Consider the following 17,069-nt stretch of genomic DNA (forward strand, 5'->3'; position numbering starts at 1 on the left):
TTTCATGAAAATTGCAATCGTCGGATCCAGAAGCTTTCAAGATTATGGATTGTTGATGAAAACTATGGCCAAACATAAACCAAGCGCAATCGTTTCCGGGGGCGCCAAAGGCGCGGACACCCTGGCGGAAAGATATGCCGGAGAAATCGGCGTTGACTGCATTATTTTTAAGCCTGACTGGAAAAGATACGGCCGGGCAGCCGGGCCAAAGCGGAACAAGCAAATCGTCGAAGCGGCGGACCGGATCATCGCATTTTGGAACGGAAAAAGCCGCGGGACATTCTCAACGATAACGCTGGCAATGAAGGCGAGGAAACCGGTTGATGTTGTACGATTTGTGGAAAAGTAGAAAAACCGGAATTCATTTTTTATTCGACTATACGCCAAAATCTCAATTTATGAAAAAGGGCAATAAAGACGATTTCGACGGAACGACGATTAATTTTAAAATGTATAACACCGGGGCAAAAGAGTTTTCCGAAATCATCCAAGCTTTAAAAGAAATATTTAAAGCCGAGATCTCAATCGGGATCCCGCCGGCGACGGCCGAAGATAACAACATTCAAAGGATTTGCGATAAAGATATTTATTTTGAAGCCACCAAAGAAAGAAAAAAGCGCCACAAAACAACCATAAAACTGAACGTCAAAAAAGAAACCGATCGATTAAAGATCAAGCGAACCCGGAAAAAAATAAACCGGGCTATTTTGTGTGATGATATTGCCACCACCGGGCACACCATGAACATTTACTCAAAAATTGCCATCAATTCCGGCGTGGGCGAAGTAATACCCTTTGCGATCGCACACAAAAAGGCAGCCAAAACATATCAACATGGAATTTATTTAACCGAAAAGCAGGACATTTACGATCTTAAACGTATAGCGGAACTTTTGAGCCTTTCACAAAGGCGCGTCCAACAATTAGTTAAAGATCGGGTTTTGCCCAGGCCGAACAAAAGGGAATTCGACATGGCCGGCTGTGTTTTTGGCTATGTTAAATTTTTACGGGACCGCGCCGGCGGCAATGGCGATTTATCGTTGAACGAAGAGCGCGCAAGGTTGGCAGCGGCACAAGCAAATTTGCAGGAATTAAAGATTGCCCAATTAAAAGGCGAATTAATCCCGGCCGATAAAATAGCCGAAACCTGGAGCCGAATTATCACCGCTGCAAAGATGCAGTTTTTAGCCTTGCCAGATCGGTTGGCTCAAATGCTTGAAACTGCATCCACAGCCAATGCCCGCCGGATCGTAATTGATGCAGAAATTAAAAACATTCTGGAAGCTTTAGCAGATGGAAAATAATATACAAACGATTGATGCAACACAAAACCTTGATTTCTTAGCGGCCCGAATGCTTAACACCTGGCGTCCGGCCAAACCCATCACCGGCACCAAATGGGCTGAATCCAACCGAGTTTTGTCCAAAGAAAACTGCCCGCTTCCCGGGCCTTACCGGGTGGCGGTCACGCCGTATATTGAAGAGATCCTAAATTGCGTGATGGATCCGATGATTGAGAAAGTGGTCTGTCAGAAATCGGCCCAGGTGGCCTGGACGGATGGAGTGGTAAATAACTGTGTGGGTTATTATGTGGATCATGAGCCATCGCCGATGCTGATCCTTTTCCCTACCAGCAAAATGGCGGAAAGATACAGCAAGGAAAAACTGGCGCCAATGATCCGGGATTGTATAGCATTGCGGGGAAAAATTGCCGAACCGAAATCAAGAGATTCGGGCAATACCATTTTATCAAAAAATTTTACCGGCGGGCATCTTGAACTGATAGGCTCGAACGCTCCGGCCAATCTTTCCATGTCACCGATACGGATCGTTATTGTCGAGGAACCGGACCGGTGCGCGGCCAATGCAGGCGGTGAGGGGAATTCGCTTAAAATCGCTTTTGAGCGCACCAAGGCTTTTCATAATCGCAAGATTATTCTAGGCGGATCTCCGACAATCAAGGGGCTATCTGAAATCGAGCGCGAAATGAAATTGACCGATCAGAGAAGGTTTTTAATACCCTGCCCGATATGCGGGGAATACCAGGAACTAAAATGGTCGTCAGTGGTATGGGACAAAAAACCCGGGCGGAATCATCTCGTTTATGATGACTATTTGCCTGAATCGGCCATGCTGCGCTGTATTAGCTGTGAAAAGGAATTCAGCAACGCGGAGAAAAACGAACAGCTTTCCAGGGGAATATGGCACCCGACCGCAGAATTCACCGGGGCAGCCGGATTTTATTTATCTGAACTGTTGTCCCCTCTTCCAAATTCCAAGCTTTCTGACATCGCTAAAAAATTTCTTGAAGCGAGAAAAGAATTAAAAGCCGGAAATGAACTTTTAATGATCACTTTTATAAATACTGCCCTGGGCGAAACATGGGAAGAAAAAGGCGAAGGCATTGAACAGCGGGACATTATCGAACGCGTGGAAACCTACCGCAAAAACGCCATCGATCCCGGGATATTGGCCATTACTTCTGCGGTTGATGTCCAGGACGATCGCCTTGAATGCGAAATTGTTGGTTGGGGAATGGGGGAAGAATCCTGGTCCCTGGACTATTTAATAATCGAAGGGGATCCGGAACAACCCGGAGTATGGAAAAAACTTGATAAAGTTTTAGAGCGCACGTTCAAGCGATCCGGCGCCTTGCTCAAAATAGCCTGTATGTGCGTTGACTCCGGAGCGCACACCAACGCCGTTTATAAATATGTTTTACCGCGCCAGGTCCGCAGGGTTTATGCCATAAAAGGTAAAAGCACCGAGGGGGATCCCATTGTCGGCAGACCATCAAGGCGATCGATCATGAAGGGTTTAAAACTTTATCCGGTCGGCACAGATACAGCCAAAACCGCTGTTTATGGTCGATTAAAGGTTGAAAAGCCCGGCCCCGGGTATTGCCATTTTCCGGATCACTATCCGGATGAATATTTTAAACAGCTTACCGCAGAAGAACTTGTTACCCGATATGTTAGAGGCGTCACCAAACGGGTATGGAAGAAAAAGCGGCCACGAAATGAGGCTCTTGATTTAAGGGTTTACAACCTGGCAGCGCTCAATATCTTAAATCCCAATTTCAAAGTTCTACAAGCCAAGGCAGAAAAGGTCAAGAAAGAGAAACCGAAAGATTCCATGCGGGCACCCAGGCCCCGCAGACGAAAAAACTTTGTAACCAATTATTGACATGCCAACAAATAAAAAAATTCTAATCGGCCAAAATGAAATAATGGATTATATTGGCATAAAATCAGTTGAACTGTTTGTAAATTTTATCAGATCCGGAATGCCTGCAAAAAAAATCAATGACCGCTGGTATGCCCACGGTGAAAATCTGGATGAATATTTTAAACGTCTTACAAAAGTAAGGAATAAATCAGTCCCGTCAGCGACAAAATAGTTTTCGTTAGACGGAGATGATTGTACAACAATCAACATTAAGATTTACTTGACTAACCACCCACCAATAATGATATCTTTATTTGAGGCCAAGTCTGGATATTCTCAATATATCTGTAGTCTCGTTTTTTTTGTTTCAAGAATTTGTCACCAATTTAATGGTTGATAGAAATTGACTATTTTTTTTGTCCCAATTAGGGTATTAACGAGACGTCTATTTAACATGCCCATATGGAACATAAACGAGATGTTTATTGAATAACAATGTTAGGAATTGCCTTAGGCTAACCATGCTGATGACACCAAAATTAGAGGCACATTTAAGCGTTGCACCACCAGCCAAGCTGTACCACTACACCTCAACGGAAGCATTTCGTTGCATTGTGGAACATAAAAAGATTTGGGCAACCGACGCATTTTATATGAATGACAACCAAGAGATTCTGCATGCGTTAAACTTGTTTCAAGAGACATGCAGATCTCTTGCCAAAAGTAAAGTCGATCATGAGCTTGCCTTTTTAGAAAAGCTACTTGGCGAGTTGAATTTTCAGAAAACAGATCAGCCACATATCTTTACAGTGAGCTTCTCAGCAAGCCGGGACCAGCTAAGTCAATGGCGCGCATATACGAGAAATGGCGGATACGCACTTGCATTTAATGGGGATGCCTTGTCGCATGTCGCAGACACTCAGGGGTATCGACTTGTTAAGTGTGTATATCAACAGAAAGAAAAAATTCAGCTCATTGAAGAATACTTAGATGCAAAGTTAAGCGTATCCGCGGTGGATCCAGATATATTAGCAGTAACTACAGCAATTGATTTTCTGGAAATAGCTGCAATGATGAAGCATCAAGGGTTTGCTGAAGAGAATGAGTGGAGGTTGATATCAACAAGTAGCCGCCTAAAGGTTGAGAACATAGAGTATCGCAGCGCATTGAGATACCTAATTCCCTATCTGGAGGTCGATATCGGCACTACTAATATCCCGCAGCTTAACGACCCAAGAGATTACATCGGAATCAACGAGGTGCTTGTAGGACCAGTCCCAGAGCCAGAGTTGTCATGGCGATCCTGTATGCAATTACTTCAAGATCGCATGATTTTTTTTGAACAAATCACCCCTTCAAGCACCCCCTTTAGGGCGAGCTAGTTGTAAGATCTATGGACGTAAGCAATAGCATTCCTTACCTCGAACGTTAGCTGCTAAACTATACGCCATAAAAAATTATTCATGGGAAATTTTATGAACTTTCTTGCAGGCATATTTGGAAATAGCAAAAAACAGCTTGGAAAAGTAGCAGCTCATCTCATACCAAGGCTACAGGAAGTTAGAGAAAGGTGGACAGAATACTGTGTGGCACTATTAAATGAAATGGGAGTTTCACCAGCAAGAACCATACTCTCAGAAGATGGTTTAGCTTGTGTTGCTGCCTTTCAGTATTTCATGTTCACCCAACTTGCCCATGAAAAAAAATATATCAAAACTGCAAAAAGAGAAGAATTTTTCAATCTAATTGCTAACATGATAATCCATGAGAATAATATTGCCAGAGACGCCTTCATATCCAAGCTCAAGTCCTTCGACGAAACAACCGAAACATCACAGCTTATTTTTATTTTAGCAGAGTGCGTAGCTAAGGATCTTGTTGGGAAGGAAGCTGTCTTAGGTGAGTCAGTGGCACTATCATCTAATGTAAATCTCCTTATTGTCATGACCAAAATGATTTCAGCTGAATCATTCAGGGATTTTAAAACTGCAAAGGAATTCGAGAACATATATGACACCATGTTTAACCCTAACACGTAAACCCAAAAATACAGCTAACAAAGCCATCTCAGAGTTACTGGCAGGGCAATGTGGCTTTGACTTTTCGATTTACCTTAACGTTAGGCATCGAATATCGGATCGGAGATTCTCTCATGTTCAGAAAACTAAGGAGTCTATTTTCATCAAGTAAAGATGTCCCAACACCTCAAGAGAAAGCAAAAGCTGTATACTTTGTTTTAATTTCACAAGGAAGAGCTATAATCCGAGATATTCTTTACTCCGCCCCAGATCAATTTAAGGATTCTGAAGACTATAAGGCTTTTCTGGGAAACGAAATTGGCGTAATAATGTGTTTACACTCTACGCATGAAGGCTATGAACGTTTTTTCGCAGATAGGCAGGAAAGTAAATTATTTGTTGCCACTCTATCTTCGTTATTTAAACATCATCTGAAAATATCTTGGGAGGTCTTTGAACTTTACGTCAGTCTCGGGGAAAATCATGAAAAGCCTGACAAAATATTTATGGACATCTTTACTAGTCGTATAGTTGCTTTTCTTAACCAAGACGATGAGGCCTTTACCAAAAAAGAAAAAACTTTATTTTACGCGCGGCATCCGGAATCATTAATCTATGCGGAATACTATGTTGCGATCTTTGAATCGGTTTGCCGAATTCTGAATGAATATGCTGAGGAATCCGCAAATATTAGAAAAATACGTGAAATGGCAAATGAGCTAGATGAATGTCTCAAATGATGTCTTTCATTATTCAAACTTTATATTAAAGAGCTTTCTGTGGCTAACAACAGCTGCAACCTGAACTGGCTTTTCCTTTGGCGTTCCTAAACCAGCCGGTTAAGCTGAAATTTAGAATCTCCCACATATACAAACTTTCGGAGACTCCTCAAAAGTTGTGATATTTTATTGTCAATTGAAGTTTTAACTTAATTTCCAATTCTGTCAAATCAAGTATAGGCCAAGGCAAATAGGCCTTATCCCAAAAACCCTGTCAATTCATTTAAGCACCGGTTTCTTACCGGTTTCGTACCGGTTTCGTACCGGTTTTACCTTTTTAGCAAAAACCCCGTGTTATGTTTTCCCAAAATTTCACGGGGTTTTTTATGACCGATATTCCAACCAAAGAACCATTGTCATTTCGCGCGGGCGATACCGTCAAGTGGAAAAAATCACTTGACGATTACCCGGCCACGTCCTGGACGCTCAAATATTTCCTGGTTATTCAATCCGATCAAAAAATTATTACCGCATCACCCGACGGGACTGATTTTCTAATCACCATCACCGCCGCGGCATCTGCCGGCTACGTGGTCGGGCGCTATTCTTACCAGGCGCGTGTTGAGAATGTCGGCGGAGATAAAACCACGGTCGGAGATGGCATCGTTAAAGTCAAACCGAATTTAGAGTTGGCGACCGCCGGTGCGGATTACAGATCCCACGTCAAAGCCGTTTTAGATGCGTTGGAAGCGACTATTTTGGGAAAAGCTTCCAGCGACCAGCTTTCATACTCGATTGCCGGCCGATCACTGTCAAAATTATCTCCGGAAGAACTGATTGCCTGGCGGGATCATTACCGGGCGGAATATCTCAGGGAAGAACGAAAGGCCGGACGTGGCCGCCCGCAAAAAATAAAGGTTCAGTTTCCATGAATATGTTTCAAGGAAAAACAGTAGGTGAACATCTGGACAGCTTCAACCGGATCATATCGGCAGTTCGTAAATATGCGACAAAAGCCAATCAGTCATTGACGTTCAGGAAATTAAGGCCGGAACTGCGACGAAATCGACACCGGAGAAACTATACGGCAGCCGAAAACCATCGGTTGTTAAAAGATTGGCCCACCACTGGCGGTACCGCTGATGCTGAAATTTACTCAGCACTCAGGCCGCTTAGAATCCGCAGCCGGCACCTGGCCAAAAACAACGATTATGCCAAACGCTTTTTTAATTTGCTGAAAACCAACGTGGTCGGACCCAAGGGCATCGGACTGCAGGCCCGCGCCAAAAACGACCGCGGCGAGCTGGATGAATCCGACAACAATCACCTGGAAAACGAATGGCGAAACTGGGGCAAAAAAGGCGTTTGCACCGTGGACGGCAAGCTTTCCCTGGTCGACTGCCAGAAACTGTTTATGGAAACCGTGGCCCGGGACGGCGAGGCGGTTGTGCGTAAAATAAGAAACTGGCCGGGAAACCGCTTTAAGTTCGCCCTGCAGTTTATCGAGCCGGACTTTCTGGATCACGAATTAAATAAAACGCTGCCCAACGGAAACACCATTCGCCTGGGCGTCGAATTCAACCAATGGCGTCAGCCGGTGGCGTATCATTTCAAAAAACAATCGGCGGCGTTAAATATCTTCAGCGAAAGCGCAAATGTTTACGACCGTCACGAACGGATCCCTGCCGGTGATATCATCCATGAATTTATTGTGGATCGCATCGGTCAGAGCCGCGGCGTCCCCTGGCTGCATACCGCCGGTAAGCGCCTGCACATGCTGGGGGGCTATGAAGAGGCCGAAGTTGTTGCCGCTCGTACCGCAGCGGCAAAGATGGGTTTTTTCAAGTCGGATACCGGAGAAGAGTATGTCGGCGACGAAGAGGATCCCGAGGATACCACCCAGGCCCCGGTGATGAATGCCGAGCCGGGTACCTTTGAAGAACTGCCGGCGGGTATGGATTTTGTCAAATGGGATCCGGACCATCCCACCAGCGCTTTTGAAGCCTTTGTGCTGGCGATTTTACGCGGCGCGGCAGCCGGGTTGAACGTGTCTTATGTCAGCCTGGCCAATGATTTACGCGGCGTTTCCTACAGTTCCATCCGCCAGGGCGCACTGGACGAACGGGACGGCTGGCGCACCCTTCAGGGATGGCTGGTCGAGCATTTTTTGGCCGATATCTGGGAAAATTGGCTCACCATGGGGTTGACCTCCGGAGCGTTGAACCTGCCGCCGCGAAAATTCGATAAATTCAACTCGGTGATCTGGCAACCGCGGGGCTGGCAATGGGTAGATCCCAAAAAAGACGGTGACGCCAACGAACGCGACGTGGTGAACGGTTTTCGCTCGCCGCAGATTATCGCCGGCGAACAGGGCCATGACCTGATCGAAGTATATGAGCAGATCGCAGCAGCCAAGGAACTGGCTGAAAAATACGGTTTGCAATTAGGTATATTCAACGGGGGCAAAAATGAGCAAAAAATCATCGCAGAAATCGACCACGATTAAAACCGGCATTTTTTACCGCATGACCGACGGCGGCGTGGATGTTCGCGGCATCGATGAAGAGAAACGAACGGTGAAGCTGTCCTTTTCATCCGAAGCGCCGGTGGATCGGTATTTCGGGCAGGAAATTTTAAACCATGACCAAAAAAGTGTCAATTTGACATTTTTAAACAGCGGTCGCGCGCCGCTGTTGAAAGATCATTTTTCGTTTGAACAGACAGGGGTGGTTGAATCCGCCAGGATCGGGACTGACCGTATGGGCCGGGCAGTGGTGCGATTTGGAAAGTCGCAGCTTGCCGATGACGAATTCAACGACGTGGTGGACGGCATTCGGTCGAACGTGTCGGTCGGATACCGCATAAACAAGATGGTTCTTGAGGAACAAAGCGAGGAAAACGGGGACGTTTACCGCGTGGTCGATTGGGAACCATTGGAAATCAGTATCGTTTCGATCCCCGCGGATCAGAGCGTCGGCGTTGGACGCGCCGCCAGAGATTCCCGGGAGTTTGAAACCATGGTTATTAGCGAAAGGAGTGTAAACAAAATGCCTGATCAAATAGTTAAACAACCCGATGCCGTCGTTACCCGGTCGGATCCGCCCACAGCGGCCGCACCCAAAGCACCGGAAATCGATGTGGACCAGATTCGACGCGAAACCGCCCAAGCCGAACAGAGACGGGCGGCGGATATTATCGCGCTGGGTGAAATGCACGGCTATCGCGACGATGCCATCCAGGCCATCAAGGACGGAAAAACCGTGGATCAGTTCCGCCAGTTCGTTTTGGACAAGCTGGCCGAAAAGGGCCTCACGCCGGTGGAGGATCCGGATCCGGCCATCGGGTTATCCGGGAACGAACAGCGCCAGTTTTCCTTTATCCGCCTGATTCGTGCCCTGGCCGATCCTAAAGATGCCAAGCTGGCCGAGGAGGCCGGGTTCGAGCTCGAATGCAGCCGGGCGGTGGCAGATAAAATCAAAAAGGCGCCGCGCGGTGCGTTTATTCCGTGGGACGTCATGCTGCACGGTCAACGAGATCTGAACACCACCGATGACGCCGCGCTGGTGGCGACCAACCTGCTGGCCGGATCGTTTATCGACGTGTTGCGAAATAAGATGGTGGTCAAGCTGGCCGGCGCACGCATCCTGGACGGTCTGATCGGTAACGTGGCCATTCCCAAAAAGACCGCAGGTGCTTCCGTGTACTGGGTGGCCGAGGGTATCACGGAAAACCCGACCGAAAGCGAAGCGAGCTACGGAACGGTTTCCCTGAGCCCGAAAACCGTGGGCACTTACACCGAAATTACCCGGCAAATGCTGTTGCAGTCCACCCCGGCCATAGAGATGCTGACCCGCGACGATCTGGCGGTGGCGGTGGCCCTGGGCATCGATCTTGCCGCACTCCACGGCACCGGGGTAAGCAATCAGCCCACCGGGATCGCGGCCACGTCCGGCATCGGCAGTGTGGCCGGCGGCGCCAACGGACTGGCACCCACCGATGATCACATTATCGACCTGGAAACCGAGGTTGCCATCGACAACGCCGATCTGGGCGCTCTGGCCTATATCACCAACGCCAAGGTTCGCGGCAAGCTGAAAAAGACCGATATCGGCACCGATACCGGCCAGAGGGTATGGGATCGTCAAAGCCCCAAATCACCGCTGAACGGATACCCGGCCCATGTGACCAACCAGGTGAAAAGCGACCTGGACAAGGGAACATCCACCGGCGTTTGCAGTGCCATCTTTTTCGGCAACTGGTCCGATCTGTTAATCGGCATGTGGGGTGCTCTGGATATCCTGGTCGATCCTTACACCTACAGCAAATCCGGCGGTCTTCTGGTCCGGGCGCTGCAGGATGTCGATACCGCGGTCCGCCATGCCGAAAGCTTTTCGGCCATGCTGGACGCGTTAACCACACCTTAACCGGGAAAGATATAAGGGTTGACGAATGGTTTTAGCAACCACCAACGCGGGCGCGCTCATATCCGGGCGCGTCCGCTCAACTACCAACAAGGGGGTTATTATGCCCGAAATCAAGCAAATTACCATTGCCCGCAACACGGTTGCGGGAGGAAAAGCGGTGGAAGTGGGTGACGTGTTAACCGTGGGAGAAGACATCAGCGAAAACGACGCCCTGTTTTTAACCCAGATCAAAAAAGCGGTTTCTGATGTTGATGTAGAGAAAGACATGGAAATCGATCCGTCAAAAATGACGGGGCCGGATCCGGAAAACCGTGAAACCGAGCAGGAAAAGACAATCGCCAAACGCGGGGCGAATAAAAAAGGCAGAAGGTAAAAGGCTGAAGACTGAAGGAAAAAGCGTTCAATCACCCTTCAGCCTTCTACCTTAAACCTATTACCTGAAAACATGGAGTGTTTTTAATGGCCTTTACCGAAGACATCGACACTTTTTTCAACACCGATGATTTTGCCGTGGCGGCGACCTATACCCCGCTTGTCGGCCTGCCTTCCACCGTAAACGGCATATTCGACGATGAGTATTTTGACGAGGTCGGCGGCTCGGTGGGCATTGAAGGATCGCAGCCGAGATTTACCTGCAAACTGGAAGATATTGCCGCCGTTGAACAGGGTGACGCTTTGACCGTTTCCGGTGTATCATACGAGATCGTTAATGTGCAAAAGGACGGCACCGGCATTGTGGTTTTGGTATTAGAGGAACAGTAACACATGGCTCATAAAAGAAAACAGATCCGGGACCAGGTCAAAACGGTTTTAACCGGCCTGGTCACCACCGGAAACAGGGTGTTTGTCAGCCGTGTGTATCCGCTGAAAACCTCTCAGCTTCCGGGACTGCTCATCTATACCGTGGAGGAAGAAAGCGAGCCTGGCGGAAGCCGGGCAATCGATCGCATGCTTACCCTGGCCGTTGAAGGCTATGTCAAAGCCATCGGCGGGGCCATCGATGACACCCTGGATCTGATTGCCGAAGAGGTTGAAGGCGCCATCGATGCGGACCGCAGTTTAAACGGCCTGGCGGTGTATGCCCATATCGCATCAACCGAAATCGAATTTGACGCCGAAAGCGACAAACCGGTGGGCATTATTGTGATGAAATTTTCCATCAATTACCGAACATAAGGAGTCAATCATGGCAGTACAACATGGAAATGACGGCATTGTAAAAGTGGCCACCAACGCCGTCGCCGAGGTTCAGAAATGGACCTATGAGGAAGAAGATGTCGCCCTGGCGCCGATCACGTCCATGGGGGACACGGAAGAAACCTATTTGCCATCGGGATGCAAAAGAGGCGGCGGCAGCATTGAATGTTTGTTCGACGATGCGGACCCCAACGGACAGGATCTACTGGTGATCGGATCTTCCGTTTCGCTCAAACTTTACCCGGCCAACGATTCAAGCGGGGACGTGGAATATTCCGGGGACGTATATGTCGAAAAGCGCTCCGTCGAGATCAGCAAAGAGGATCCCAACGCCATCAAGTTTGATTTTAAAGGCGTCCTTGCGAAAGGAACGGTGGTTTAATGGATATCATCGAAAACGCAAAGCAGCATTTCCAGCAAAAGGAAACCAAACATATCGAAGTGCCGGAATGGGGCGACGAAAACGGGCCGCTGATTATCTATGCCGAACCATTGACGTTGAACGATAAACAGCGGGTTTACAAAAAAGCAAAAGAAGGTGAATTGTTATCTCTTGCATGGGTGCTGATCTGGTTTGCCAGGGACAAAAACGGTGAAAATCTTTTTACCATTGAACATAAACACGCCCTGATTCATGCGGTTGATCCGGCTGTTTTATCTAAAATTGCAAACGAGATAATGGAAGCGCCCACGGTGGAAGAGCTTGAAAAAAAATAGCAAGCGATCCGGACCTCTATAACGAATACCGAATTGCAGCGGCTTTGCGTAAAACGCTCGCCGAAATCCGGCAAATTTCGGTGGAAGAATACAACGGCTGGATCGCTTTTTTTAATTTAATGGAAAAGCAAGGTTAAATATGGCCAAAGATGTTAAATTTGACATTCGGGGACAGGACAAATCCGCCGCGGCGTTTAACTCGGTTAAAAGAAATCTTAGCGGAATTACCAAATCCCTGGGAGGCCTGAAAACCATGGCCGTGGGTATGGCGGCGGGTGTGGCCGGCATTTATGCCCTGGGTAAAGGCATCGAAACCGTCACCCAGGCGGCCATGACCCAGCGGGACGCCGAGGCAAAGCTCGGAGCGGTTTTACAATCCACCGGCCACGCCGCCGGCTTTACCCTGGACCAGCTAAAAAACATGGCCGCCGGTTTGCAGCAAGTCACCACTTTCGGGGACGAAACGGTGTTGTCCGGCATGGCCATTCTGGCCACCTTTAAAAATATTCGGGGCGAAGGTTTTGAACGCACCGCCAAGGCCGCCCTGGACATGTCCACCGTCATGGGCACCGATTTAAAATCTTCTATGGTCATGCTGGGTAAAGCGCTGAACGATCCAATAGCCAACTTAAGCGCCCTTTCCCGGTCAGGCGTCCAGTTCAACGTGCAACAGAAAGAAATGATCAAGGATCTGGTTGAATCCGGCGACCTGATGACCGCCCAGGGCATTATTCTACAGGAGCTCGAATCACAGTTCGGCGGTGCGGCCGAGGCCGCGGGCGGCCCCTTCAATAAGGCCCTGGGGCAGTTGAAAAACGCCTGGGGGGATCTGCTGGAGGAAATCGGCTTTGCCATTGTGGACAACGAGGCTTTTATGGCCATCCTGGATGAAGTCAAAAACATCATACAGGAGATGATCCCTTATGTGGGGGATCTGGTGGACGATTTTGCGGCATGGATCGGTCCGGCGGATCAGCTCCGGGCCAAACTGGACATGTTTTTAGCAACGGTAAACGCAATGATCTGGCCGTTAAAGCAGCTGTGGAAACTGATGAACCTAGTCGGCAAGGGAATCGGTACCGGCGCGGCCATGGCCTATACCGCCGGTGAAAAGGTACTCGGTTATCAGACCGGGACCGGTCCGGCCGGCCTTCCTTCGGACGGTCTTTTTTACGGCCATAAAAAAGAAATCGTTTTAAATCAGGCGGAATCAGAGGCGATGCGCAGCGGCGCCGGCGGCGGTGAAAAGCATTACCATTTTCACCTGGAAACCCTGGCCGCCGATCCAACCACCCTGCGCAATGCGGCGCAAATTTTCAAAAGAGAAATGGACGCCTTAGATCATCGATGGGGGGAAGCTTAAATGGCCTGGACGGTGACATTTTACCCGTACAATATTCTGGAATCCGGCACAGTCGATGTGACCGGGGATCCGGACACCGGATTTCCCGAAAGCCGGCTGTACGACCGGGCGGTTTCGCTGTTCTGGAAAGATACGGTGGCAGAGGCCAAAAATTTCACCGCAGACCAAGGCGCATCCGGCAACCTGGGAGTCGATTTTCTCGCCATTCCCAAGCATAACTTTTCCGGCATCGCCATGCAGTGGCAGTACAGCAATGACAACTTTGTGGCCGATATTCATGATGCCGTCATTGACTGGAACCAGGGAGACAACAGCCAGATCATTAAAACCCTGGCAAGCCCGGTCACACAGCGTTACTGGAGGGTGACTCTGGCATCCATGACCAATCCCAAATGCAGCGAAATTTTCATGTCAAAGGGTTATTCGTTCAATGCGCTGCGTGAAGGCAATCCCACCGGGCGCGATATCGATAAGGTCCGCTGGCAGGAAACGGTCGGCGGCGTGGAACGATCGACCAAAATCGGCAACAAACGCAAAGCCCGCACCTATAATTTCTGGATGTCGGCTGCGGAATATGCCAGCTTACTAACCATTAAAAATTATCTGAATGATTATGCAAAACCATTCTATTTCAAGGATCATAAAGATAATTATTATATGGCCAGATTTGATGGCATGCCGGCAGAAAATTTTGATCACAATACACATACCCGCGTGATGGTTAATATCAAAGAGATGATTTGAAAACTTTATCCGCCTTTACAGAAGCCGCCATCGATAATCCCCATGTCGATGTCATCCGGCTGGTTGAAATTACCATCGGCAGCATTACCCTTTATCTGTGCGACCGGGTTTTCGGTGATGACGGCCTTTGTGAGTTCAACGGTCAGCTTTACGAGCCGATGGTTTTATCCTGGGGCACGATTAAGGCCGGACGCATCGATCCGGTCACCTATCAAACCGAACCGGGAGAGGCCGGCTTTACCATTGACAATTCAAAACCGGTGGGCGGAGCCGCTTCTTTTACCGCCCTTTTTATAGATAACGACCCGCAATACTGCTCAGTCATCATTTCCCGGATCCACGCCGGCGCGACTGCGGCCGCTGACAGGGAAAACCTTTTTGTGGGCCACATGGAAGATATCGCCGAAATGACCGTTGACCGTACCACGGTGATTTGCAGCGGGTTTGAGCTTAGTATCATCAACAAATTTTCTCACACCATCGTGGACCATACCACCTACCCCGGTGCCGATCCCGACGATATCGGCAAGATGGTTCCCGCCATTTATGGCCGGCCCAAAAGAATCCCTTGCATTGCAGTCGATGCCGGCGGAAAAACCACCATCGCCCAGGATATGACCGAAACATCGCCGGGCAACAGCGGCACCCTGGAGGTTTCCGACGCGACCGCCCTGCCCTCTTCCGGCGCTTTCACCATCCAGATCGACAGCGAGCAGATCCGCATCGCGTCCCGATCGGGAAACACCCTGACCCTGGCCGCATCCGGCGCCCGGGGCTATAATTCCACCACTGCGGTGGCCCATGACAAGGGCGCCGCCATGGCCGAAATACAGACGGCCTATGTGTACCTGGTGGCCGACCATCCGGTCAATTCCATCGATGCGGTCTATGTGGATAATATTCGGCAAACATCCGGGTTTACGACGTACACCGGCCAGACCGGTGACGAATATACCGGCTATGAAGGAAAGGCGGTGATCGTTTTTACCGTGTTGCCCGAATATAAAAAACAGGTCAACATCGAGGCTGATTCATCATCCCTGGACGGCAACGACAGCGGCCACTCTCACTCATCGGCCCAGCAAACCATTGAGTGGTATTTTGACGATGCCGTGGTCACCGATCCGGTGATCAGTAATCCGGACAATATCTGCGATCAGAATTTAACCAATTATGCCACTTTTGAATATGACTCACAATGCCGGCTGGATAAGATCACCGACGAACAGTATTCCGGCCCACCCCAGGAATACCGCATCGCCATGAGGGTGGGAACCATACAAAGCGGGCTTACAATTACCGGGACTTTTTACGGCCTCACCGGACTTTACGGGGCCATAGCCACGTCGGCTCACAACGGGACAACAAAATACAGTCCCTGGACCACTGTGGACGGAAATACAAATACGTGGACCAAACTCAGGACTCAAACGCTGGTGCCGATGTATGTCACCTCATCGGGAGTGAATTCGGGCACCATCGCCGAGGTTTGGCTGGAAGTCAAATACACGCCCCAGGCGACTGTTTCCGGATATGCAAATGTATCGATTACCGGCGCTGTGACCCTGACCGGAAATTCCACCGCCGAAACCGTGATCGGCAAACTGATTGCCGCCGATTTACAGGGCCAGCCGGATGACGCATCCGGGACCTATACCGACACAGCCAACGCCCTGATCGAGCGGCCGGATCATATCTTAAAGCATATCCTGCTCAGCCGCTGCGGGCTGTCCGGTGTGATCCATGCCGTGTCCTATGCGGCGGCCAGCACCTGGTTTGCAGCAAATAGTTTCCGCCTGGCCGCTCCCATTTTACAGCCGCCAAACGTGCGCAAGCTGATTAACGATATCGCCATCCAGGCCAGGTCCCTGGAGTTCTGGGAAGCAGGGGAACATCACCTGGTCCACATCCCCGACAGCTTTTTAGAAGATGAATTATCGGTTTTACTGTTACACATGGACGGCACTGACGGGTCCACCCTTTTTACCGATGACGGTGTGACCGGTCACACGGTCACACCCTATGGCAACGCCCAAATTGATACGGCCTATAAAAAGTTCGGTACCGGATCCGGGCTGTTCGACGGAGACGGAGACTATTTAAGCATCCTGGATCATGCCGACTTTAACATGTCATCCGGACGGGTGGACATCGATGTGTGGCACCGGTTTCAAAGCGCGAATCAGACCGTCGTTATTTACAGCCAGTTTGTGGACAACACCCATTTTGTGAAACTGGTCGTTCATTATAACCTGATCAGTTTCCAGATCCGAAACGGCAATGATGTGGTCAATTTTTCCCGGGTTTATACCGGTGGATTTACCGCAGGCGTCCAGTATCATTTCGCTTTGATCCGGGGATGGAATAACAGCATCGGCACCTGGGCGATCACCGTCAACGGCCAGATCATGGGAGATGTTTTTTTAAACGACTGGGGTAAGATTACCGATCCAACCGTATTACCGGCCAGCACCGCCAACGGTGTCGCCTTTAAACACGATGGCTCATTGATGGCAGTGGCGCACGCTACTTCTCCCTATATCACCATTTATAACACATCTGACTGGAGCAAGATTACCGATCCGACCACCTTACCAGCCGGTACCGGTCAAAATGTCGCCTTTAATCACGACGGTTCGCTAATGGCGGTGGCACATAGCACCTCTCCTTATATTACCATTTATAACACCAGCGATTGGAGCAAGGTTACCGATCCTGC

The 17,069-nt window shown here is 49.2% G+C and carries 18 protein-coding genes; all 18 read left to right on the top strand.

The annotated features are described in order from the left end of the window. The first annotated feature begins 4 nt into the window (after positions 1–4). A complete protein-coding gene (locus SWH54_04555) occupies positions 5–349 on the top strand; it encodes a DUF2493 domain-containing protein (protein MDY6790522.1) in 345 nt (114 codons plus the stop codon). Continuing rightward, positions 324–1,304 (top strand): hypothetical protein, encoded by a 981-nt coding sequence (locus SWH54_04560; protein MDY6790523.1) that lies wholly within the window; start codon positions 324–326, stop codon positions 1,302–1,304. The genes SWH54_04555 and SWH54_04560 overlap by 26 nt, the downstream gene beginning before the upstream one ends. Beyond that, complete coding sequence (locus tag SWH54_04565) at positions 1,294–3,186, top strand: phage terminase large subunit family protein (protein ID MDY6790524.1); 1,893 nt, start codon at positions 1,294–1,296, stop codon at positions 3,184–3,186. Before SWH54_04560 ends, SWH54_04565 begins: the two co-directional genes overlap by 11 nt. Before the next feature lies 1 nt (position 3,187). Further along, positions 3,188–3,400: a hypothetical protein gene (locus SWH54_04570; GenBank protein MDY6790525.1), complete on the top strand. Its 213-nt coding sequence runs from the start codon at positions 3,188–3,190 to the stop codon at positions 3,398–3,400. A gap of 295 nt (positions 3,401–3,695) precedes the next feature. Then, on the top strand, positions 3,696–4,550 hold the full coding sequence (locus SWH54_04575) for a DUF2971 domain-containing protein (protein MDY6790526.1): 855 nt from the start codon (positions 3,696–3,698) through the stop codon (positions 4,548–4,550). A 93-nt stretch (positions 4,551–4,643) separates the two neighbouring features. Then, positions 4,644–5,207 carry a hypothetical protein gene (locus tag SWH54_04580; protein ID MDY6790527.1) on the top strand — a complete coding sequence of 188 codons (564 nt, stop codon included), beginning with the start codon at positions 4,644–4,646 and terminating at the stop codon, positions 5,205–5,207. 113 nt (positions 5,208–5,320) lie between these two features. Continuing rightward, positions 5,321–5,926, top strand: coding sequence for a hypothetical protein (locus SWH54_04585; protein MDY6790528.1), 606 nt, complete (start codon positions 5,321–5,323; stop codon positions 5,924–5,926). Between the two features lie 365 nt (positions 5,927–6,291). Next, entirely contained in the window at positions 6,292–6,837 is a 546-nt protein-coding gene (locus SWH54_04590) for a hypothetical protein (GenBank protein ID MDY6790529.1), read from the top strand. Then, positions 6,834–8,411, top strand: coding sequence for a phage portal protein (locus SWH54_04595; GenBank protein ID MDY6790530.1), 1,578 nt, complete (start codon positions 6,834–6,836; stop codon positions 8,409–8,411). Before SWH54_04590 ends, SWH54_04595 begins: the two co-directional genes overlap by 4 nt. Continuing rightward, positions 8,374–10,329: a phage major capsid protein gene (locus tag SWH54_04600; protein MDY6790531.1), complete on the top strand. Its 1,956-nt coding sequence runs from the start codon at positions 8,374–8,376 to the stop codon at positions 10,327–10,329. Before SWH54_04595 ends, SWH54_04600 begins: the two co-directional genes overlap by 38 nt. A 100-nt stretch (positions 10,330–10,429) precedes the next feature. Further along, positions 10,430–10,702 (top strand): hypothetical protein, encoded by a 273-nt coding sequence (locus SWH54_04605; protein MDY6790532.1) that lies wholly within the window; start codon positions 10,430–10,432, stop codon positions 10,700–10,702. Between the two features lie 86 nt (positions 10,703–10,788). Continuing rightward, a complete protein-coding gene (locus tag SWH54_04610; GenBank protein MDY6790533.1) occupies positions 10,789–11,091 on the top strand; it encodes a head-tail joining protein in 303 nt (100 codons plus the stop codon). A 3-nt stretch (positions 11,092–11,094) separates the two neighbouring features. Then, entirely contained in the window at positions 11,095–11,505 is a 411-nt protein-coding gene (locus SWH54_04615; GenBank protein MDY6790534.1) for a hypothetical protein, read from the top strand. 10 nt (positions 11,506–11,515) lie between these two features. Then, entirely contained in the window at positions 11,516–11,908 is a 393-nt protein-coding gene (locus tag SWH54_04620; protein ID MDY6790535.1) for a hypothetical protein, read from the top strand. Beyond that, positions 11,908–12,243 (top strand): hypothetical protein, encoded by a 336-nt coding sequence (locus tag SWH54_04625; GenBank protein MDY6790536.1) that lies wholly within the window; start codon positions 11,908–11,910, stop codon positions 12,241–12,243. The genes SWH54_04620 and SWH54_04625 overlap by 1 nt, the downstream gene beginning before the upstream one ends. 139 nt (positions 12,244–12,382) lie before the next feature. Continuing rightward, entirely contained in the window at positions 12,383–13,606 is a 1,224-nt protein-coding gene (locus SWH54_04630; protein MDY6790537.1) for a phage tail length tape measure family protein, read from the top strand. Then, positions 13,607–14,350: a hypothetical protein gene (locus SWH54_04635; protein ID MDY6790538.1), complete on the top strand. Its 744-nt coding sequence runs from the start codon at positions 13,607–13,609 to the stop codon at positions 14,348–14,350. It abuts the gene before it with no gap. Further along, the coding region (locus SWH54_04640; protein ID MDY6790539.1) for a hypothetical protein at positions 14,347–17,069 on the top strand (2,723 nt) is incomplete at its 3' end. The genes SWH54_04635 and SWH54_04640, both read left to right, overlap by 4 nt.

The sequence above is a fragment of the Thermodesulfobacteriota bacterium genome (genome assembly GCA_034189135.1).
In the GTDB taxonomy this organism is placed as follows: domain Bacteria; phylum Desulfobacterota; class Desulfobacteria; order Desulfobacterales; family JAUWMJ01; genus JAUWMJ01.

Excerpts from the sequence above, each read along its gene's own strand:
- SWH54_04555 (MDY6790522.1), top strand. The coding sequence starts at position 5 with ATGAAAATTGCAATCGTCGGATCCAGAAGCTTTCAAGATTATGGATTG.
- SWH54_04560 (MDY6790523.1), top strand. The coding sequence starts at position 324 with ATGTTGTACGATTTGTGGAAAAGTAGAAAAACCGGAATTCATTTTTTA.
- SWH54_04565 (MDY6790524.1), top strand. The coding sequence starts at position 1,294 with ATGGAAAATAATATACAAACGATTGATGCAACACAAAACCTTGATTTC.
- SWH54_04570 (MDY6790525.1), top strand. The coding sequence starts at position 3,188 with ATGCCAACAAATAAAAAAATTCTAATCGGCCAAAATGAAATAATGGAT.
- SWH54_04575 (MDY6790526.1), top strand. The coding sequence starts at position 3,696 with ATGACACCAAAATTAGAGGCACATTTAAGCGTTGCACCACCAGCCAAG.
- SWH54_04580 (MDY6790527.1), top strand. The coding sequence starts at position 4,644 with ATGAACTTTCTTGCAGGCATATTTGGAAATAGCAAAAAACAGCTTGGA.
- SWH54_04585 (MDY6790528.1), top strand. The coding sequence starts at position 5,321 with ATGTTCAGAAAACTAAGGAGTCTATTTTCATCAAGTAAAGATGTCCCA.
- SWH54_04590 (MDY6790529.1), top strand. The coding sequence starts at position 6,292 with ATGACCGATATTCCAACCAAAGAACCATTGTCATTTCGCGCGGGCGAT.
- SWH54_04595 (MDY6790530.1), top strand. The coding sequence starts at position 6,834 with ATGAATATGTTTCAAGGAAAAACAGTAGGTGAACATCTGGACAGCTTC.
- SWH54_04600 (MDY6790531.1), top strand. The coding sequence starts at position 8,374 with ATGAGCAAAAAATCATCGCAGAAATCGACCACGATTAAAACCGGCATT.
- SWH54_04605 (MDY6790532.1), top strand. The coding sequence starts at position 10,430 with ATGCCCGAAATCAAGCAAATTACCATTGCCCGCAACACGGTTGCGGGA.
- SWH54_04610 (MDY6790533.1), top strand. The coding sequence starts at position 10,789 with ATGGCCTTTACCGAAGACATCGACACTTTTTTCAACACCGATGATTTT.
- SWH54_04615 (MDY6790534.1), top strand. The coding sequence starts at position 11,095 with ATGGCTCATAAAAGAAAACAGATCCGGGACCAGGTCAAAACGGTTTTA.
- SWH54_04620 (MDY6790535.1), top strand. The coding sequence starts at position 11,516 with ATGGCAGTACAACATGGAAATGACGGCATTGTAAAAGTGGCCACCAAC.
- SWH54_04625 (MDY6790536.1), top strand. The coding sequence starts at position 11,908 with ATGGATATCATCGAAAACGCAAAGCAGCATTTCCAGCAAAAGGAAACC.
- SWH54_04630 (MDY6790537.1), top strand. The coding sequence starts at position 12,383 with ATGGCCAAAGATGTTAAATTTGACATTCGGGGACAGGACAAATCCGCC.
- SWH54_04635 (MDY6790538.1), top strand. The coding sequence starts at position 13,607 with ATGGCCTGGACGGTGACATTTTACCCGTACAATATTCTGGAATCCGGC.